This window comes from Serinicoccus sp. CUA-874 (assembly GCF_001942225.1).
GTDB lineage: Bacteria > Actinomycetota > Actinomycetes > Actinomycetales > Dermatophilaceae > Ornithinicoccus > Ornithinicoccus marinus.
The window spans coordinates 237,597-255,140 of record NZ_MKJZ01000022.1 but is presented as its reverse complement, the minus strand read 5'-3'; the positions used below and the strand labels follow the sequence as shown (position 1 = coordinate 255,140).

13 protein-coding genes and 3 pseudogenes are annotated in these 17,544 nt (G+C 72.8%); 11 read left to right on the top strand and 5 right to left on the bottom strand.

Annotated elements, in window-relative coordinates:
* Positions 1-34 precede the first annotated feature (34 nt).
* Both BJF80_RS07995 and BJF80_RS07990 read right to left on the bottom strand, forming a co-directional pair.
* Positions 35-1,327, bottom strand: a complete 1,293-nt coding sequence (locus BJF80_RS07995; RefSeq protein WP_321166362.1) for a glycosyltransferase family 4 protein — start codon at positions 1,325-1,327, stop codon at positions 35-37.
* The gene (locus tag BJF80_RS07990) at positions 1,324-2,427 is read right to left on the bottom strand and encodes a mannose-1-phosphate guanylyltransferase (protein WP_075812734.1); all 1,104 of its coding nucleotides are present in this window, start codon (positions 2,425-2,427) and stop codon (positions 1,324-1,326) included. The genes BJF80_RS07995 and BJF80_RS07990 overlap by 4 nt, the downstream gene beginning before the upstream one ends.
* A gap of 24 nt (positions 2,428-2,451) precedes the next feature.
* Between BJF80_RS07990 and BJF80_RS07985 the strand changes: the two genes are divergently transcribed.
* The 7 genes and pseudogenes from BJF80_RS07985 to BJF80_RS07955 all read left to right on the top strand — a co-directional run bounded on the left by BJF80_RS07985 (position 2,452) and on the right by BJF80_RS07955 (position 11,130).
* The gene (locus BJF80_RS07985) at positions 2,452-3,552 is read left to right on the top strand and encodes a quinone-dependent dihydroorotate dehydrogenase (RefSeq protein WP_083673536.1); all 1,101 of its coding nucleotides are present in this window, start codon (positions 2,452-2,454) and stop codon (positions 3,550-3,552) included.
* Between the two features lie 127 nt (positions 3,553-3,679).
* Positions 3,680-4,936: an amidohydrolase gene (locus BJF80_RS07980; protein ID WP_237767490.1), complete on the top strand. Its 1,257-nt coding sequence runs from the start codon at positions 3,680-3,682 to the stop codon at positions 4,934-4,936.
* Positions 4,937-5,080: 144 nt separating this feature from the next.
* Positions 5,081-6,247: a BMP family lipoprotein gene (locus tag BJF80_RS07975; protein WP_075812732.1), complete on the top strand. Its 1,167-nt coding sequence runs from the start codon at positions 5,081-5,083 to the stop codon at positions 6,245-6,247.
* A gap of 162 nt (positions 6,248-6,409) precedes the next feature.
* Positions 6,410-8,083, top strand: coding sequence for an ABC transporter ATP-binding protein (locus BJF80_RS07970; RefSeq protein WP_075812730.1), 1,674 nt, complete (start codon positions 6,410-6,412; stop codon positions 8,081-8,083).
* Positions 8,080-9,414: an ABC transporter permease gene (locus BJF80_RS07965; RefSeq protein ID WP_075812728.1), complete on the top strand. Its 1,335-nt coding sequence runs from the start codon at positions 8,080-8,082 to the stop codon at positions 9,412-9,414. The genes BJF80_RS07970 and BJF80_RS07965 overlap by 4 nt, the downstream gene beginning before the upstream one ends.
* Positions 9,411-10,717, top strand: a pseudogene (locus BJF80_RS07960) (ABC transporter permease). Before BJF80_RS07965 ends, BJF80_RS07960 begins: the two are co-directional and overlap by 4 nt.
* 14 nt (positions 10,718-10,731) lie before the next feature.
* Positions 10,732-11,130: a cytidine deaminase gene (locus tag BJF80_RS07955; RefSeq protein WP_022924975.1), complete on the top strand. Its 399-nt coding sequence runs from the start codon at positions 10,732-10,734 to the stop codon at positions 11,128-11,130.
* A 404-nt stretch (positions 11,131-11,534) separates the two neighbouring features.
* Here the strand turns inward: BJF80_RS07955 and BJF80_RS07950 are convergent, their stop codons facing one another.
* Positions 11,535-12,200: a hypothetical protein gene (locus BJF80_RS07950; RefSeq protein WP_143554035.1), complete on the bottom strand. Its 666-nt coding sequence runs from the start codon at positions 12,198-12,200 to the stop codon at positions 11,535-11,537.
* A 69-nt stretch (positions 12,201-12,269) separates the two neighbouring features.
* Here BJF80_RS07950 and BJF80_RS07945 point away from each other — a divergent pair, with 69 nt between their 5' ends.
* Both BJF80_RS07945 and BJF80_RS07940 read left to right on the top strand, forming a co-directional pair.
* Positions 12,270-13,019 carry a hypothetical protein gene (locus BJF80_RS07945; RefSeq protein ID WP_075812724.1) on the top strand — a complete coding sequence of 250 codons (750 nt, stop codon included), beginning with the start codon at positions 12,270-12,272 and terminating at the stop codon, positions 13,017-13,019.
* Positions 13,020-13,034: 15 nt separating this feature from the next.
* Positions 13,035-14,324: a thymidine phosphorylase gene (locus tag BJF80_RS07940; RefSeq protein WP_075812722.1), complete on the top strand. Its 1,290-nt coding sequence runs from the start codon at positions 13,035-13,037 to the stop codon at positions 14,322-14,324.
* 272 nt (positions 14,325-14,596) lie between these two features.
* Here BJF80_RS07940 and deoC read toward each other — a convergent pair.
* Positions 14,597-15,208 (bottom strand): annotated as a pseudogene (gene deoC, locus BJF80_RS07935) (deoxyribose-phosphate aldolase); the annotation flags it as partial.
* 24 nt (positions 15,209-15,232) lie between these two features.
* On the opposite strand from deoC, the gene BJF80_RS07930 reads away from it, so the two are divergent.
* Both BJF80_RS07930 and BJF80_RS07925 read left to right on the top strand, forming a co-directional pair.
* Positions 15,233-15,583, top strand: coding sequence for a cupin domain-containing protein (locus BJF80_RS07930; protein ID WP_022924970.1), 351 nt, complete (start codon positions 15,233-15,235; stop codon positions 15,581-15,583).
* Positions 15,576-16,717: pseudogene (locus BJF80_RS07925) on the top strand (adenosine deaminase). Before BJF80_RS07930 ends, BJF80_RS07925 begins: the two are co-directional and overlap by 8 nt.
* On the opposite strand, the gene BJF80_RS07920 reads toward BJF80_RS07925, so the two are convergent.
* The gene (locus tag BJF80_RS07920) at positions 16,705-17,511 is read right to left on the bottom strand and encodes an RDD family protein (protein WP_075812720.1); all 807 of its coding nucleotides are present in this window, start codon (positions 17,509-17,511) and stop codon (positions 16,705-16,707) included. The pseudogene BJF80_RS07925 and the gene BJF80_RS07920 overlap by 13 nt on opposite strands.
* Positions 17,512-17,544 lie beyond the last annotated feature (33 nt).

The following is a 17,544-nucleotide window of genomic DNA, read 5'->3' as shown; positions in this document are numbered from 1 at the left end:
GCACGATCCCGGCTCCGCTCCAGGGGTATGCCCGTCAGGCCACCGAGCGCGAGCCGGCGTGAACCACCGCGGAGTAGTGGTCGACGAGCTGGTCCACCAGCGCCGGCCAGGACCGCTCCTGGACCCGCTGCCGACCGGCGGCACCCATCCGTTCCCGGACCTCGGCAGCGGTGGGCCCCACGAGGGGGGTCACGGCGGCGCGCAGCGCGCCCCGCACGTCCGGGTCGAAGAGTTCGCCGGTGACGCCGGGTTGGATGAGGTCCAGCGGGCCGCCCCGTGCGGGCGCCACGACCGGCAGCCCGGCGGCCGAGGCCTCCTGCAGCGTCTGGCCGAAGGTCTCCCGGGTGCCGGTGTGCACGAAGAGGTCGAAGGCGGCATACGCCTGCGCCAGCTCGGCCCCCTCGCGTCGACCGAGGAAGACCGCCTCGGGCAGCTGCGCCTGCAGGATCTCCCGGCTCGGCCCCTCCCCGACGAGCACGAGGCGGGTGCCGGGCAGCGAGGACAGCTCGGTGAGCCGGTGCAGCTCCTTCTCCGGGGCCAGCCGCCCGACGTAGCCAAGCACCGTCTCGCCTCTGGGCGCGAGCCGGTCGCGCAGCGCGAGGGCGCCGGGGTCGGTGCGGCGGTCGGGGTGGAAGAGGTCGGCGTCCACGCCACGGCCCCAGAGCGCGATCCGGGGCACCTGGTGCTCGGCGAGGTCGGTGAGCGCCGCCGTGGACGGTGCCAGGGTGAGGTCGGCCTGCTCGTGGATGCGGCGGATCCAGCGCCACGCCGCCCGGGCGGTGAGGTCGCCGGCCGGACCGGCGTGCTGACGGATGTAGGAGGGCATGTCGGTCTGGTAGATCGCGACCGAGGGGATGCCGAGCGCCCGGGCCGCGACGAGGCCGCGGACGCCGAGGACGAAGGGGGAGGCCACGTGCATGACGTCGGGGCGGAACCGGTGCAGCACGGTCTCGATCTCGTACGACGGCAGGCCGACGCGGAACTTGCGGACCGGGACGCTGGTGACGCTGTGCACCGGGAAGCCCGCGTAGTGCTCCGGGGTCATGACCGGGCTCCACGGGCTGGTGCCGGGGGCGACGACCAGGGCGTCGTGGCCCTGCTCGCGCAGGCACTCCAGCACCTTGCACACGCTGGTGGTGACGCCGTTGAGGGCGGGGAGGAAGGACTCGGTGACGATGGCGACGCGCACGTGGTCCAGCCTGGGCGCCTCGGGTATGCCGTCGGCGGACGGCGAGGGTGTGTCGGGTGGCCGTCGGGTGACGAGCGGGTGGCCCACGCCGTCGCGCAGCGTGCGGCGAGAAGGACCGAGGCCGGATCGGTCGCTCACGTGAGGTCCTCCCGTCCCAGCTCCTGCAGGGTCGCCACCACGCCGCGGACGTCCTGGCAGCGCTCGCGGGTGGTCACCAGCAGGGCGTCCGGGGTGTCCACGACGACCACCTCGTCGAGCCCCAGCACGACGACTACGCGCTCGCCGTGCGCCGCGACGACCCCGGTGGAGTCGCGGGCGACGACGTCACCGGCCCGTCCCAGCACCCGGACGCCGCCGTGCTCGGGCCGTTCCTCGAGCAGGCTCGCGAGCGAGGCGAAGTCGCCCACGTCGTCCCAGCCGACGTCGGCGGGCACGACGGTGACGTGACCCGAGCGGGCGGCCGGCTCGGCGACGGCACGGTCGATCGCGAGCGCGTCCAGCGAGCCCCAGACCTGCTCCAGCTGCCCGGGGTCGGCCGCGAGGTGCCGGAGCAGGCGCACCATCTCGGGCCGCTCCTGGGCCAGGAGGTCGAGCAGCACCGTGGCCCGGACGACGAAGATCCCCGCGTTCCACCGGTGGCGCCCACCCTCGAGGTAGCCCTGGGCGACCTCGCGCTCCGGCTTCTCCACGAACGACCGGACCTGGTGCGCGTCCGGCGCGCCGGGCAGGGGCCGTGCCTCACCGAGCTCGATGTAGCCGAAGCCGGTCGAGGCGTAGCGGGGCCGGATCCCCAGGGTGACCAGGGCCCCGGCCCGGGCGGCGACGACCGCCTGTCGCACGCTGGCGGCGAAGGCCGCCTCGTCGTCGATGACGTGGTCGGCGGCGAAGGAGCCGAGCACCGCCTCGGGGTCACGACGCTCGAGGACGGCGGCGGCCCACCCGACCGCCGGCATCGAGCTGCGCGGGGAAGGCTCCAGCAGGAGATCCTCGGCGCGGAGGCCGGGCAGCTGCGCGCGCACCGCGTCGGCGTGCCGTCGTCCCGTCACCACCATGACCCGGTCACCGGCCAGCGGGCGCACCCGGTCGACGGTGGCCTGCAGCAGGGAACGGCCGGTCCCGGTCAGGTCGTGCAGGAACTTCGGCGAGTTCTGCCGCGACAGCGGCCACAGCCGGGTCCCTGACCCGCCCGCGGGGATGACGGCGGTGAAGCCGTCCAGCGAGGTGGTCAGGGTGCTCATCCGCGTCAGTCTAGGGTTGCCGGCATGCGCGCGTCCTCGGTCCCCGCACCGCCCACCCGGCGCCTGCTCGCCGCCGCCGGGAGCACGGCATACCGGCGGCTGGCGCGCCCCGCCCTGTGGCGCCTCGACGCCGAGCGCGCCCACCACGCGACCCTCGTCGCCGCTGACGTCCTCGGGAGGGTGGCTCCGACGCGCGCCCTGGTCGCGGCCACGGGGTATGCCGTCCCCCCGGCACGCCCGGTCGACCTGCTGGGGCTGCGCTTCGACCACCGCATCGGGCTGGCGGCCGGCATGGACAAGGACGGGCGCGCGGTGCCCACCTGGCCGGCGCTCGGCCTCGGCCACGTGGAGCTCGGCACCGTCACCGCCCGGGCCCAGCCTGGCAACCCGCGACCGCGGATGGTCCGGCTCCCGGAGAGCGGAGCGGTCATCAACCGGATGGGCTTCAACAACGAGGGGGTGCACGCCCTGGCGCGGCGACTGCGGGACGCGCGACGAGCCGGCCTGGTGCGCATCCCCGTGGGCGTGAGCATCGGCAAGTCCAAGGTCACGCCGGTGGAGGAGGCGGTGCCGGACTACCTCGCGTCGGTGGCCGCGCTGGACGGGCTGGCCGACTACCTCGCCGTCAACGTGTCCAGCCCCAACACGTCCGGGCTGCGCTCGCTGCAGGACGCCGAGCCGCTGCGCGCCCTGCTCACGGCGGTGGTGCGGGCCGCCGGGGACGTCCCGGTGCTGGTCAAGCTCGCGCCGGATCTCACCCGGTCCGCGCTCGAGGAGGCGGTGGGGGTCGGCCTCGACGCCGGGGTCGCCGGCTTCGTCGCCACCAACACGACGCTCGCCCGCGACGGCGTCGCACCGGGGGAGATGGCGCTGGCGAACGGGCAGACCGGCGGGCTGTCGGGGGCGCCGCTCACGGTCCGGGCGCGCGAGGTGGTGGGCCAGGTCCGATCGCTCACCGACCTGCCGCTCATCGGCGTCGGCGGGGTGATGACGGGGGCGGACGCCGCCGCACTGGTGGACGCCGGCGCCGACCTGGTCCAGCTGTATACCGGCCTGGTGTATGCCGGGCCCGCGCTGGTGGCGGAGGCGGTCGCCGCAACCATCGGCGACGTCCGGTGGGGTTGAGGGCAACCATGCGCCACGCCCGGTGGGGTTGAGGGCGACCATGCGCGACGCCCGGTGGGGGTGAGGGGAGCGTGGGGCGGGGCTGCGTATCCTGATGGGTGATCCATCACCCGACCGGAGAGAGCCGTTGACCACCGACCTGACCCGCCCGTTGCACCAGAGCGCCGCCGCTCCCGAGCCCAGCTCGCTGGCCCAGGTGCTGCGACGGGTCGAGGACGAGGTCGACGCCCGGGCCGAGGAGCTGCTGGCCTGGCGCCGCGAGGTCCACCAGCAGCCGGAGATCTGCTGGGAGGAGCACCGCACCACCGAGCTGGTCGCCGGGGTGCTCTCCGAGACCGGTGCGCGGGTGCGGACGCTGCCCGGCACGGGTGCGGTGGTCGACCTCGGCCACCCCGAGCCGCGCACCCGGATCGCCCTGCGGGCCGACCTCGACGCGCTGCCGATCGAGGAGGTCACTGGTCTGCCCTACTCCTCCCGCACCCCCGGGGCCTGCCACGCGTGCGGCCACGACGTGCACACCATCGGCCTGCTCGGCGCGGGGCTCGCGCTGCTGGCCCTCGACGAGGAGCTGCACGCCCGCGGCGTCGGGGTGCGGCTGGTCTTCCAGCCCGCCGAGGAGACCCATCCGGGCGGCGCGCTCAAGGTCATGGACGACGGCGTCCTCGACGGCGTCGACCGCATGCTCGCCGTCCACTGCGACCCCTCGGTCGACGTCGGCAGCGTGGGGCTGCGCGTCGGCCCGATCACCGCGGCCTCGGACCAGGTGCACGTCGTCATCAGCGGGCGCGGAGGGCATACCTCCCGCCCCCACCTCACCCAGGACATCACGTATGCCCTCGCCAAGGTGGTCACCGAGGTCCCGGCCGCCCTGACCCGCCGGCTCGACCCCCGCGCCGCGGCCGTCCTCGTCTGGGGGGTGGTGCGGGCCGGGGCGGCGGCCAACGTCATCCCCGCGCAGGGAGAGGCGCTCGGCACCCTGCGGATGCTCGACCCCGAGCTGTGGGAGGTCGTGGAGCCGATCTTCACCGAGACCGTCGACGCCGTCGTGGCGCCCTACGGGGTCAAGGCCACCGTGCACTACACCAAGGGTGTGCCGCCGGTCGACAACGAGAACAGCTCGGTGATGGCGATGTCCAAGGCGGCGATGCTGCTCCTCGGCGCGGGAGCGGTGCAGCCGACCAAGCAGTCGATGGGCGGTGAGGACCTCGGGTGGTACCTCCAGCAGGTGCCGGGGGCGATGGCCCGGCTCGGCACCCGCACCCCCGGCGGGCCGACCTACGAGCTGCACCAGGGCGACCTGGTCGTGGACGAGCGCTCGGTCCTCGTCGCCGCCAAGCTGCTCGCCGGGTCGGTCTTCACCGCCCTCGGCGAGTCACGGACGTGACGCTCCAGCACTGCTGTGGCTGATGTGACGGTCCAGGTCACGCTTGCATCACGTTGTGGCTGACGTGCGCGTCACCTGACGCCTACTCGCCGGTCACGAGGGTTACCATCTTCGCGTCATACCCACAGGACAAAGGAGTTTCCCGTGCGTCGGGTCCTGAAGCTTGCCACCGCCGGTGCGGCGGCCACCCTCCTCCTCGCCGCGTGCGGCGAGGCCCCCACCGAAGACGAGTCGAACGCCGGAGGCGGCGACAACGCCGAGAGCAGCGAAGGAGGCGGGGACAGCGAAGCGGCCAGCGACTTCAAGGCCTGCATGGTCTCCGACGCCGGCGGCTTCGACGACCAGTCCTTCAACCAGTCCGGCAAGGAGGGTCTGGATGCCGCGGCGGAGGCCCTGAGCATCGAGACCGTCGAGGTCGAGTCGCAGGCCGACACCGACTACGCCACCAACGTCGCGGGCCTGGTGGACCAGGGCTGCTCGATCACCATCGGCGTCGGCTTCCTCCTCGAGGACGCGATCCAGACCGCGGCCGAGGACAACACCGACACCAACTTCGCGCTCATCGACTCCGCCTTCAGCGACGCCGACTCCGCGCCGGTGGAGCTCGACAACGCCAAGCCGATCCTCTTCAACACCGCCGAGGCGAGCTTCCTCGCCGGCTATCTCTCGGCCGGCATGACCGAGACCGGCACCGTCGCCACCTTCGGCGGCCTGCAGATCCCGTCGGTGTCGGTCTTCATGGACGGCTTCGCCGACGGCGTCGACAAGTTCAACGAGGACAACGGCACCGACGTCAACCTGCTGGGCTGGGACAAGGGGGCCCAGGAGGGCGCCTTCTCCGGTGACTTCGACAACCAGAGCCAGGGGCAGACGCTCACCGAGCAGTTCATCTCCCAGGGCGCCGACATCGTCATGCCGGTCGCCGGCCCGGTCGGCCTCGGTGCCGCCGCGGCGGCCGAGGGCGGCGACGACGTCAAGATCGTCTGGGTCGACTCCGACGGCTACCTCACCGCGACGGAGTACTCCGACCTCATGCTCACCTCGGTCATGAAGCAGATCGGCCCGGCCGTCGAGCAGACCATCACCGAGACCGTCGACGGCGGCTTCTCCAACGAGCCCTACGTCGGCACGCTCGAGAACGACGGCGTCGGCCTGGCGCCCTACCACGACATGGAGGGCGACGTCGCCGCCAAGGAGGTCACCGGCCCCGACGGCGAGACCATGATGCTCAACGAGGCGATCGACATGCTTCGCGAGATGATCATCTCCGGCGACCTGACCGTCGAGTCCGAGAACAGCCCGCAGCAGTGACCGTGCGCCGGTCCGGCCAGCAGCCGGCCGGCTGACACATCGGGTAGCGGCCCGACCCCACAGGGTCGGGCCGCTACGCTGTCCACCGCATCACCCGAGGTGCAGGCATACCCCACCTTCCCTCGGCCCGTCCCCGTGAGGTGCCATGAAGCAGGAACCGCGATGAAGCTCGAGCTGCAGGGCATCACCAAGGTCTTCGGATCCCTGGTGGCCAACGACCACATCGACCTCGTCGTCGAACCCGGCGAGATCCACGCGCTGCTGGGAGAGAACGGCGCCGGCAAGAGCACGTTGATGAACGTCCTCTACGGCCTCTACGACCCCGACGACGGGCAGATCCTGCTCGACGGCGAGCCGGTCACCTTCAAGGGGCCGGGCGACGCGGTCGCCGCGGGCATCGGCATGGTCCACCAGCACTTCATGCTCATCCCGGTCTTCACCGTGGCGGAGTCCGTCGCGCTCGGCTACGAGCCCACCGGGGCCGTCGGGGCCCTCAAGCTGGACGAGGCGCGGCGCCGGGTCACCGAGATCTCCGACCGCTTCGGCTTCCACGTCGACCCGGACGCCAAGATCGAGGACCTCCCCGTTGGGGTGCAGCAGCGGGTCGAGATCATCAAGGCGCTCTCCCGGGACGCCAAGGTGCTCATCCTCGACGAGCCGACCGCGGTGCTCACGCCGCAGGAGACCGACGAGCTCATCGGCATCATGCGCGAGCTCAAGGAGTCCGGCACCTCCATCGTCTTCATCACGCACAAGTTGCGTGAGGTCCGCGCGATCGCCGACCGGATCACCGTCATCCGCCGCGGCGCCGTCGTCGGCGAGGCCAGCCCCAGCTCCACCGAGACCGAGCTCGCCTCGCTCATGGTCGGGCGCTCGGTCAGCCTGACCGTCGACAAGGAGGCAGCCACCCCGGGCGACGCCGCCTTCGAGGTCGACGGGCTCTCCGTGGCCAACGACGCCGGGACCGTGCTCGTCGACGACATCTCCTTCGACGTCCGGGCCGGCGAGATCCTCTGCGTCGCGGGGGTCCAGGGCAATGGCCAGACCGAGCTCGCCGAGGTCATCCTCGGCCTGGAGGAGGCCGACTCCGGCACCCTGCGGCTCGACGGCGAGGACCTCGCGGGCAAGGGAGTGAAGCAGCGGCTCCGCGCCGGGATCGGCTTCGTCCCCGAGGACCGCTCGACCGACGGCGTCGTCCCCAGCTTCTCCATCGCGGAGAACCTCGTGCTCGACCTCTACGACACCGAGCCCTTCGCCCGGGGCATCTCCATGAGCCCGGCCACCGTGGCGAGCAACGCCGAGCAGCGCACCGAGGAGTTCGACGTGCGGCTCAGCTCGATCCACGACCCCATCTCCACCCTCTCCGGCGGCAACGCCCAGAAGGTCGTCCTCGCCCGCGAGATGTCGCGGCCGCTGCGCCTGCTCGTCGCCTCACAGCCGACCCGGGGCCTGGACGTCGGCTCCATCGAGTTCGTGCACCGACGGATCGTCGCCGAGCGCGACAACGGCACCCCGGTCATCATCGTCTCGACCGAGCTCGACGAGGTCCTCGGTCTCGCCGACCGGATCGCCGTGATGTACCGCGGTCGGATCATCGGCGTCGTCGACGCCGTCGGCGAGGACGGCACGCCGGTCAACCGTGACGTCCTCGGCCTCATGATGGCCGGCGTGCCGCTCGAGGAGGCCCGCGAGCAGGCCGCCCAGCACCACTCCGTGCTGGGGCGGGCCGACCTGGACGGCGACGGCATACCTGACGCGCAGCAGCGCCGGCCCAGGGACGAGGACCACGATCAGCACGCCGACCCTGCCCCGACGACCACGGAGGAGCAGCCGTGAGCGACCAGCCCCACGCCAGCCAGTCCCACGGGCCCGACGCGGGGGAGGAGCAGTCGGTCACCGCCACGCCACCCGGTGACACCGGCGGCAGCGGGCCGACGCTGCGCGAGCAGGAGCGCCCCTCGGTCCTGCACCAGATCCTCTCCGGGAGCGCCCTGATGTCGGTGCTCGCCGTCGTGCTCGCGCTCTTCATCGGCGGCCTGCTCATCGCCTTCGCCGACGAGGACACCCGCGAGGCCGCGACCTACTTCTTCGCCCGGCCGCTGGACACGATCTCGGCCGGGTGGACCGCCATGTGGGAGGCCTACGTCGCGATGTTCCGCGGCTCGGTCTTCGACTGGCGGGCCGACACCCTCGCCGGGATGGTGGACCCGCTCACCGAGTCGATGGTCTTCGCCGTCCCGCTCATCCTGGCGGGCCTGGGCATCGCGATCGGCTTCCGCGCGGGCCTGTTCAACATCGGCGCGCAGGGGCAGATCATCGTCGGCGCCATCGTCTGCGCCTGGCTCGGGTTCGCCTTCGACCTGCCCCCGGTGATCCACCTGCTGGTGGCGATCATGGGCGGCCTCGTCGGCGGCGCCGTCTGGGGCGGGATCCCGGGTGTGCTCAAGGCCCGGTTCGGCGCCAACGAGGTGATCGTCACGATCATGCTCAACTACATCGCGGTCTACCTCATCAGCTACATGCTCAAGCAGCCGAGCTTCAACCCGGGGCGGACCGGGCAGCGCAGCCCGGCGGTCGGGGCGGACGCGACCTACCCGCTCCTGGTGCCGCAGTGGCTGTGGCCGGACAACGGCTTCCGGCTGCACTGGGGCTTCGTCGTGGCCATCCTCGCCACCATCGCGGTGTGGTGGCTCATGGAGCGCTCCACCGTCGGCTTCCAGATCCGCGCCGTCGGGGCCAACCCGGCCGCCGCCCGCACGGCCGGCATGTCGGTCGGTCGGATCACCGTCATCACGATGGTGCTCGCCGGCGCGCTCGCCGGGCTCGCCGCGACGGCGCAGGTGCTCGGCACCGAGCGTTCGCTCACGGCCGGGGTCGCCGCCTCCTTCGGCTTCGACGCCATCACCGTGGCGCTGCTCGGGCGCTCCCGCCCGTGGGGCACCTTCTTCGCCGGCCTGCTCTTCGGCGCGCTCAAGGCCGGCGGCTTCCTCATGCAGTCGCTGACCGCGACCCCCATCGACATCGTGCTCGTCGTGCAGTCGCTCATCGTGCTGCTCATCGCGGCCCCGCCGCTGGTGCGCAGCGTCTTCCGGCTGCCCGACCCCGACAAGCCGCGACGCAGACGCGTCTCCCGCGGCGACGCGAAGACCCAGGAGGCCACGGCATGAGCACCCCCACGCAGGCCCCGGCACCGACCACCCCCTCCGAGGGCGAGGGTCCGGCCCGCGGTCGCCCGAAGGTCGGCATCAAGACGACCGTCGTGTATGCCCTCGCCGCCCTGGTGACGCTGCTCGCCTGGGTGCTGGACACCCCGGCGGACGCCCGGACGACGTTCCAGTTCGGCACCGGCGGCGACCTGTTCCGCATACCGAACATCCCGCTGCCGGCGCTGGCCACCCTCGTCGTGCTGCTCGTCGTCATGCTCGCCGCGACGGCCTTCGCGTGGGTGCGCTACCGCGCCCGCCGGCCGGTCCCGGTGTGGCTGCACGTCGTCGTCGGCGCAGCTTCGTCATCTCCTTCCTGACCTTCGTCGGCGCCGGCCGCAGCACGGTCATCCCGATGGTCTCGCTGCTCGCGGGCGCGCTGGCGCTGTCGGTGCCGCTGGTCTTCGGCGCGATGTCCGGCGTGATCTGCGAGCGCTCGGGCATCATCAACATCGCCATCGAGGGGCAGCTGCTCATGGGTGCCTTCGCCGGTGCCGTGGTCGCCTCGGCGGCGGGCTCGGCCTACCTCGGTCTCGTCGCGGCGCCGATCGCGGGCGGTCTGGTCGGGGCGGCCCTGGCGTGGTTCGCGGTGTCGTTCCGGGTCAACCAGATCATCGTCGGTGTCGTGCTCAACACGCTCATCATCGGGCTCACCGGCTTCCTCTTCTCCACGGTGCTGTCGGACGACAAGGCGCTGTGGAACACGCGGATGCCGCTACCGCGCATCCGGATCCCGCTGCTGGCCGACATCCCCGTCATCGGGCCGGTGCTGTTCAACCAGACGATCCTGGTCTACCTCATGTACGTCCTGGTCATCGGGCTGCAGTTCATGCTCTTCCGCAGCCGCTGGGGCCTGCGGACGCGCGCCGTGGGCGAGCATCCCAAGGCCGCGGACACGGTCGGCATCAAGGTCAACGTGCGCCGGGTGTGGAACACCATCCTCGGCGGGGCGGTCGCCGGCCTCGGCGGCGCCTTCTTCACCGTCGGCTCCGGGCTGGCCTTCGGTCGCGAGATGTCCGCCGGGCAGGGCTACATCGCGCTGGCCGCGATGATCCTCGGCAAGTGGAACCCGTGGGGCGCCGTCATGGCGGCGCTGCTCTTCGGTTTCTCCAAGAACCTCGGCAACGTGCTGTCGACCATCGGCAGCGGCGTCCCCTCCGAGCTGCTGCTCATGCTGCCCTACGTCATCACGATCCTGGCCGTCGCCGGCTTCGTCGGACGGGTCCGCCCGCCGGCCGCCGAGGGCGTGCCCTACACCAAGAGCTGAGAGGGGCATACCCCGTGCCGGAGCAGATCGACTGGCAGCCGCTGCACGACCGGGCGGTGGAGATGACCCGGCGGGCGTATGCGCCGTACTCTGGCTATCCCGTGGGCGTCGCCGGCCTGGTGGACGACGGCCGGGTCGTCGCCGGGTGCAACGTCGAGAACGCCGGCTACGGCGTCACGCTGTGCGCCGAGTGCGGCATGGTCTCCGACCTGGTGGCCGGCGGCGGCGGACGGCTCGTGGCGGTGTGGTGCGTCGACGGGCGCGGCGAGACCATCATGCCCTGCGGCCGGTGCCGGCAGCTCGTGTGGGAGCACGGGGGAGCGGAGTGCCTGCTGCAGACGCCCGAGGGCGTGCTGCGCATGGACGAGGTGCTGCCCCAGGCCTTCGGCGCCGAGGACCTCGACCGCTCCTGACGCCCGGCCTTCGCGGCCTCCCCTGACTCACGGGCCCGGCCCCCCGCCCCCGGGCCCGCACATGCTCGGCTCCCCGGCTCTGGGGACCAACGTCAGGCTAGCCCGACTTGCATGAGGAAATATGCCGATGAAGGTCGGGCTATCCCAACGTTGGTTCCGGGTCCCGGCGGCGACTGGACACCGCACATAACGTGCGCCCCGGTGGTCACCGGCTGCCGGGAAATGCTCATCTGCTGGGCCTATGAGCCCGGCATACGGGGATTTCCTGGCGCTGCGATGCGGGTGGGGGGCGTGTGACTGCTGCCGCGTGGCCGAGGGTGGGAGGCGCGCGACTGCCGGGTGGACGCGTGTGGGGTGCCGGCGGGACTGGCAGCGCGCGACCCCCGGGTATGCGCGGGCGCGGCTCAGGCGGAGCCGGGATAGCCGCCGAGCAGGCAGGCACGGGGGAGGCCGGCGGACATGGCCAGCCGGCCGGCCTCGGGGCTGCGGGCGACGTAGAGCGCCCGGCCGCCGATCTGGGCGACCCGCTCCTGCAGCGTGGCCAGGGTGCCGGCGTCGACCACGACCCGCCCCTGCTCGGGCGGCAGGAAGGGCTGCTCGCCGAAGGTGCCACCCCGGTCGGTGCGGGCCACGGTCGTGACGTCGACGGGTCGCTGACCCATCGCCTCGGCCAGCAGCCGTAGCGTCCCGGCCGCCTGCCCGGTCGGCTCGCCCCCGTCGACCGGCACCGAGAAGCGCACCTCGTCGCCGGACCCGATGATCTCCTGCAGCACCCATCGGGCGGTCCGCTGCCGGGTCATCACGGCATACGTCAGCGCCGGCTGCTCACCGTCGAAGCGTGCCTCCGTCGCGACGACGAGCGCCTGCGGGTCGAGCCCCACGGCCAGGCTGGTGGCGGCCGACATCGTGGCCTCGATGCGCGGCGTCGAGACGATCGCCACGACGCGGTCGTTGCGGACCGCCACCATCGTCGGGAACATCGGCTGCGGTGACGGCGTCCCAGTCTGGGAACGCCGCAGAAGATCGGTCACCGGAGGAGCGACGAGGGTCATGAGGTCAGCCACGAGCACGCCGCTCAGGATGTCACACGAGGTCGGTGCGACCACCGGTCGCACCGAGGGAGCGGCACGATGTGCCCCATGAAGGGCAAGCAGGTGCCGTGGGCCGGGATCATCTTCGCGATCATCCTGCTCAACATCTTCACCGACCTCGACCTCCCGGTCATCCCGATCATCATCGGCGCGGTGATCTTCAGCATGGTCACCGGCCCGCGGCGGGCGCGGCAGGTCGGCGGTGGACGGCCGCAGGGGCAGCAGCCGCCCGCGCCGCAGCAGGACCCGGCAGCACGAGCCGAGGACGACGGCCGGCTGCCCCGGATCGACGTGCCGCGCTTCCCCGGAGAGTCATCGCCCCCTCCGCTGCCCGGCCAGGGCCCGAGCGGCGCGGACCAGCCGACGTCCGAGCCGCCGCCCACCCGACCCGCTGCCTCGCCGACGCCCGGCGCCGCGGCATACCCCTCCAGCACGTCGACCGATCCGGTCGTCTCCCTCGGGCAGCTGCACCTGGGCCGCCTCGCCCGTGAGCTCGACGCCGCGGCGCGCACCGGCTCCGACGCGGACACGCAGCGACTCCTCGGCGAGATCGAGGAGATGACCCGCCGCTCGCTGATGATGCTCGACGGGGCCAGCGGCGTGCCGGGCAGCGGGCGCAAGGAGTTCGAGGCGGGGCTGCGCCGGCTGGAGCGGGAGGTCTCGGCGGCACGCGGGGAGCAGCCGCCCGGCGGCAAGGTAGCGCGCGTGGTCCAGACGTGCAGCGCGCTCGGGCAGACCGGGCGGTATGCCCGAGCCCACCGGCTCGGCTTACCCGGCGGCGGCGAGGATCGTCGATAGGCCACACTGGCCTGCATGAGTGAGTCCTTCGACGCCGTCGACATCATCCGCACCAAGCGCGACCGGGGCGAGCTGAGCCCCGAGCAGATCGCGTGGGTGATCGACGCGTATACCCGGGAGGTCGTCGCCGACGAGCAGATGGCGGCCCTGGCCATGGCGATCCTGCTCAACGGCATGGACCGCCGCGAGATCGGCGACTGGACCAGCGCCATGATCGCCTCGGGGGAGCGGATGGACTTCTCCTCGCTGTCCCGGCCGACGGCCGACAAGCACTCGACCGGGGGCGTCGGCGACAAGATCACGCTGCCCCTGGCGCCGCTGGTCGCGGCATGCGGCGTGGCCGTGCCGCAGCTGTCCGGGCGGGGTCTGGGCCACACCGGCGGCACGCTGGACAAGCTCGAGGCCATTCCCGGCTGGCGGGCGGCGCTGTCCAACGAAGAGATGATGGACCAGCTCGAGGATGTCGGTGCCGTCATCTGCGCGGCGGGGTCCGGCCTGGCCCCGGCGGACAAGCGGCTCTACGCCCTGCGCGACGTGACCGGGACCGTCGAGGCGATCCCGCTCATCGCCTCCTCGATCATGAGCAAGAAGATCGCCGAGGGCACCGGCACGCTCGTGCTGGACGTCAAGGTCGGCTCCGGGGCGTTCATGAAGACCCAAGAAGACGCGCGCGAGCTCGCCGAGACGATGGTGGCGCTGGGGCAGGACGCCGGCGTGCACACCGTCGCCCTGCTCACCGACATGTCGACCCCGCTCGGGCTCACCGCCGGCAACGGCGTCGAGGTCGCCGAGTCGGTCGAGGTGCTCGCCGGAGGCGGCCCGCAGGACGTCGTCGACCTCACCGTGGCACTGGCCCGGGAGATGCTCGAAGGCGCCGGGGTCACCGACGTCGACCCCGCGGACGCGCTCGCCGACGGGCGCGCCATGGACGTCTGGCGGCGGATGATCGAGGCCCAGGGTGGCGACCCGGACGCCCCGATGCCGGAGGCGAAGGAGAGCCAGGAGGTCCTCGCGGACGCCGACGGGGTGCTCACCCGGCTGGACGCGCTCGCCGTGGGCGTCGCGGCATGGCGGTTGGGCGCCGGTCGCGCCCGCAAGGAGGACCCGGTGCAGGCCGCCGCCGGCGTGGTGCTGCACGCCAAGCCCGGCGAGGAGGTCAAGAAGGGTCAGCCGCTCCTGACGCTGCACACCGATGAGGAGCAGCGGCTCGGCCGGGCGACCGAGGCGCTGGAGGGGTCCTGGGCCATCGGCACCGCCGACCAGGTCGAGACCGCCGACAGCATCGTCATCGACCGCGTGAGCTGACCCGCCGCCCGGTCACTGCGACCGGACGCACGGTATGCACGGACCGGCCGCGCGGTATGCACGCGCTGGCCGCGGTCGGTCGATGCACGTGCGCGGTCGGTCGACCCAACCGCACGGTCAGTAACCCTCGCCGTCGGCGCCGGGAGCCTCGCGCCCGGCTCGGGCACGACCAGCGTCCCCTCCTCCTCGCGCTCGCGCGCTCCCGCGAGCAGGGCTTCGGTGGAGGAGGTCCCGATCCGGGTGACGCCTTCGGCGACCATCGCCAGCAGGGTGTCGATGTCGCGGACCCCGCCCGAGGCCTTCACCTGCATCGTGTCCGGGATCGTGGCCCGCATGAGCCGCACGTCCGGCAACGTCGCGCCACCGCCGGCGAAGCCGGTCGAGGTCTTGACGAAATCCGCCCCCGCGTCCTCGCTCGCCCGGCAGGCCGCCTCCTTCTGCGCCTCGTCGAGCAGGGCGGTCTCGAAGATGACCTTCACCAGGACTCCGGCCGCGTGGCCGGTCTCGACGACCGCGGCGATGTCCTGCTTGACCGCCTCGACGTCACCACCGCGCAACCGCCCGATGTTGAGCACCATGTCCAGCTCGGTCGCGCCGTCGGCCAGCGCCTGGCGCGACTCAGCCACCTTCGCGGCGGTCGAGGTGGTGCCGTGCGGGAAGCCGATGACCGTGCATACCCGGGTCTGGTGCCCCTCGACCGCCTGCAGCGCCAGCCGGACGTCCGAGGGCCGGACGCACACCGACCAGATCTCGTCCTGGGCCAGCTCGCGGCAGGTCTGCTCGACCTCCTGCGGCGTGAGCTCGGGCTTGAGCAGCGCGTGGTCGATGAGGTCGGCGACGTCCTGCGCGGTCAGGCTGGTCCCGGGGGCGATGATGTGCGACATGACCACCACTCTAGGATCACTGCTATGCCGACGATGCTGCGGCCGGTCCGGGTGCCCGGGACCGGGGAGAAGCTGATCCAGGAGCTGGCCGGTTCCGCGAGCACCGGGCACGACGGTGTCTCGGTCGCGCGGATGACCGCCCCGGCGGGGTGGGACGAGCCGGGCCAGCGGCCCGAGTTCGACGAGGTGACCTACGTCCTGGCCGGTCACCTCGTGGTCGAGCACGAGGACGGTCAGATCGACGTGGGCGCGGGGGAGTGCGTGCTGACCCGCGCCGGGGAGTGGGTCCGCTACTCGGTCGGACCCGGCGGCGCGGAATACCTCGCCGTCTGCGCCCCCGCCTTCACCCCCGAGCGGGCGCACCGCGATGAGTGAGCTGGGCGCCGAGCAGATCCGCGCGCTGCCGAAGGTGCTGCTCCACGACCACCTCGACGGCGGCGTGCGCCCGGCGACGGTGCTCGAGCTGGCGCAGGAGCAGGGGTATGCCGCGCTCCCGGCCGACGACGTGGCGTCCCTGTCGGCGTGGTTCGCCGAGTCCGCGGACAGCGGCTCCCTGGTGCGCTACCTCGAGACCTTTGCCCACACCGTCGGGGTGATGCAGACGGCAGACGCCCTGCGGCGCACGGCCCGCGAGTGCGTCCTGGACCTGGCGGCGGACGGCGTGGTCTACGCCGAGGTCAGGTATGCCCCCGAGCAGCACCTCGAGGGGGGCCTGGGTCTCGACGAGGTCGTGGCGGCGGTCAACGAGGGGCTGCGGGACGGCGAGCGCGAGGTGGCGCAGGGTGAGGCGGAGGCACCGGCCGGACGCATCCGGGCGCGGGCGATGCTCACCGCGATGCGGCACGCGGCGCGCAGCAGGGAGATCGCCGAGCTGGCGGTCCGGCACCGTGACAGCGAGGTCTGCGGCTTCGACATCGCCGGCGCCGAGGACGGCTTCCCGCCCACCCGGCACCTCGGCGCTTTCGAGTTCCTGCGGCAGGCCAACGCGCACTTCACCATCCACGCGGGCGAGGCCTTCGGGCTGGCCAGCATCTGGGAGGCGATCCAGTGGTGCGGGGCCGAGCGGCTCGGGCACGGCATCCGGATCGTCGACGACATCACCCTCGACGGCTCCCCGGTCACGGACGACCTCGCGGCGGCCATCGCCCGGGCGCAGGAGGAGCCGGGCGCCTTCGCGCTCGGCGAGCTGGCGGCCTACGTCCGGGACGGCGGATCCCGCTGGAGATGTGCCCGAGCAGCAACGTGCAGACGGGTGCGGCGCCCTCGATCGAGGAGCACGCGATCCGGCTGCTGGACGCACTGCGCTTCCGGGTGACGCTCAACACCGACAACCGGCTGATGAGCGCGACGTCGATGAGCCGCGAGGCGCAGCTCCTCGTGGAGCGCGGCGGCTGGGGCCGGACCGAGCTGCGGCGGGTCGCCGTCAACGCGATGAAGTCGGCCTTCCTGCCCTTCGACGAGCGGCTGACGATCATCGAGGACGTGCTCAAGCCCGCCTACGACGGCTGACCGAGCACCCGGGCGCGCAGGGCGTCGGCGCGCTCCAGCCGCTCCTCGTCGCGGCGCCGCCGCTGCGCGAGCACGCTGGCCATGACCTGCTCCGGGTGGGCGCCGGCCGGCGGCGGGGGAGCGACGTGGCCGAGCACGGCGGCATACAGCTCGCTGCCGGTCTGTGCCCGGGCGGCCGGGGTGAGCGTCCCGGCCCGGGCCAGGAACTGCCGGGTCGCCACGACGAGGCTGTCGGGCAGCACCCCGATGTCGGCACCGGCCACCCAGTCGGCCAGCTCGGGGGCCGTCTGCGGAGGGGTGAGCATGCGCAGCCGCACCCGGTCGTGCACGACGTAGGTGCCGGCGAGGAAGTCACCCAGGCGCTTGGCCCGCTCGTTGGTCATGGCGGTGATGAGCGCGACGCTGCCGAGGGTCATCCAGAGCTCGACGGTGCCGGCCAGCGCGCGGATGATCGCGTGCCGCAGGCCGATCGGGCCCGTGTCGTCCCGGACGGTCCGTAGCCCCATGACCATCTTGCCCACGGTGCGGCCACGGGTGAGGGTCTCCAGCGTGATCGGCACCCCGGCCATGACCAACGCCACCACGACGATGACGAAGACCTGCCCGAGGGCGGCGTCGGCGGCGAAGACCTCGCCCGGCACCAGCCAGACGAGCAGGAAGACGCCGACGGCCACGAGGAGCAGGTCGATGATCCCGGAGACCATCCGGGTCGGGACCTGGGCGGCGGGCAGCTCGATCTCGACCGCCTCGCTGGTCACGAAGCGCTGGGCCTCGAAGATCCCCCGCGTCGCCATGGCCGCACTCTATCCCTGGGTCCGGCGGTGATG

What these genes read in the sequence shown, in the direction of transcription:
- BJF80_RS07990 (WP_075812734.1), bottom strand. Translation starts at nt 2,427, where the DNA reads ATGAGCACCCTGACCACCTCGCTGGACGGCTTCACCGCCGTCATCCCC.
- BJF80_RS07985 (WP_083673536.1), top strand. Translation starts at nt 2,452, where the DNA reads ATGCGCGCGTCCTCGGTCCCCGCACCGCCCACCCGGCGCCTGCTCGCC.
- BJF80_RS07970 (WP_075812730.1), top strand. Translation starts at nt 6,410, where the DNA reads ATGAAGCTCGAGCTGCAGGGCATCACCAAGGTCTTCGGATCCCTGGTG.
- BJF80_RS07945 (WP_075812724.1), top strand. Translation starts at nt 12,270, where the DNA reads ATGAAGGGCAAGCAGGTGCCGTGGGCCGGGATCATCTTCGCGATCATC.
- BJF80_RS07940 (WP_075812722.1), top strand. Translation starts at nt 13,035, where the DNA reads ATGAGTGAGTCCTTCGACGCCGTCGACATCATCCGCACCAAGCGCGAC.
- BJF80_RS07930 (WP_022924970.1), top strand. Translation starts at nt 15,233, where the DNA reads ATGCCGACGATGCTGCGGCCGGTCCGGGTGCCCGGGACCGGGGAGAAG.
- BJF80_RS07920 (WP_075812720.1), bottom strand. Translation starts at nt 17,511, where the DNA reads ATGGCGACGCGGGGGATCTTCGAGGCCCAGCGCTTCGTGACCAGCGAG.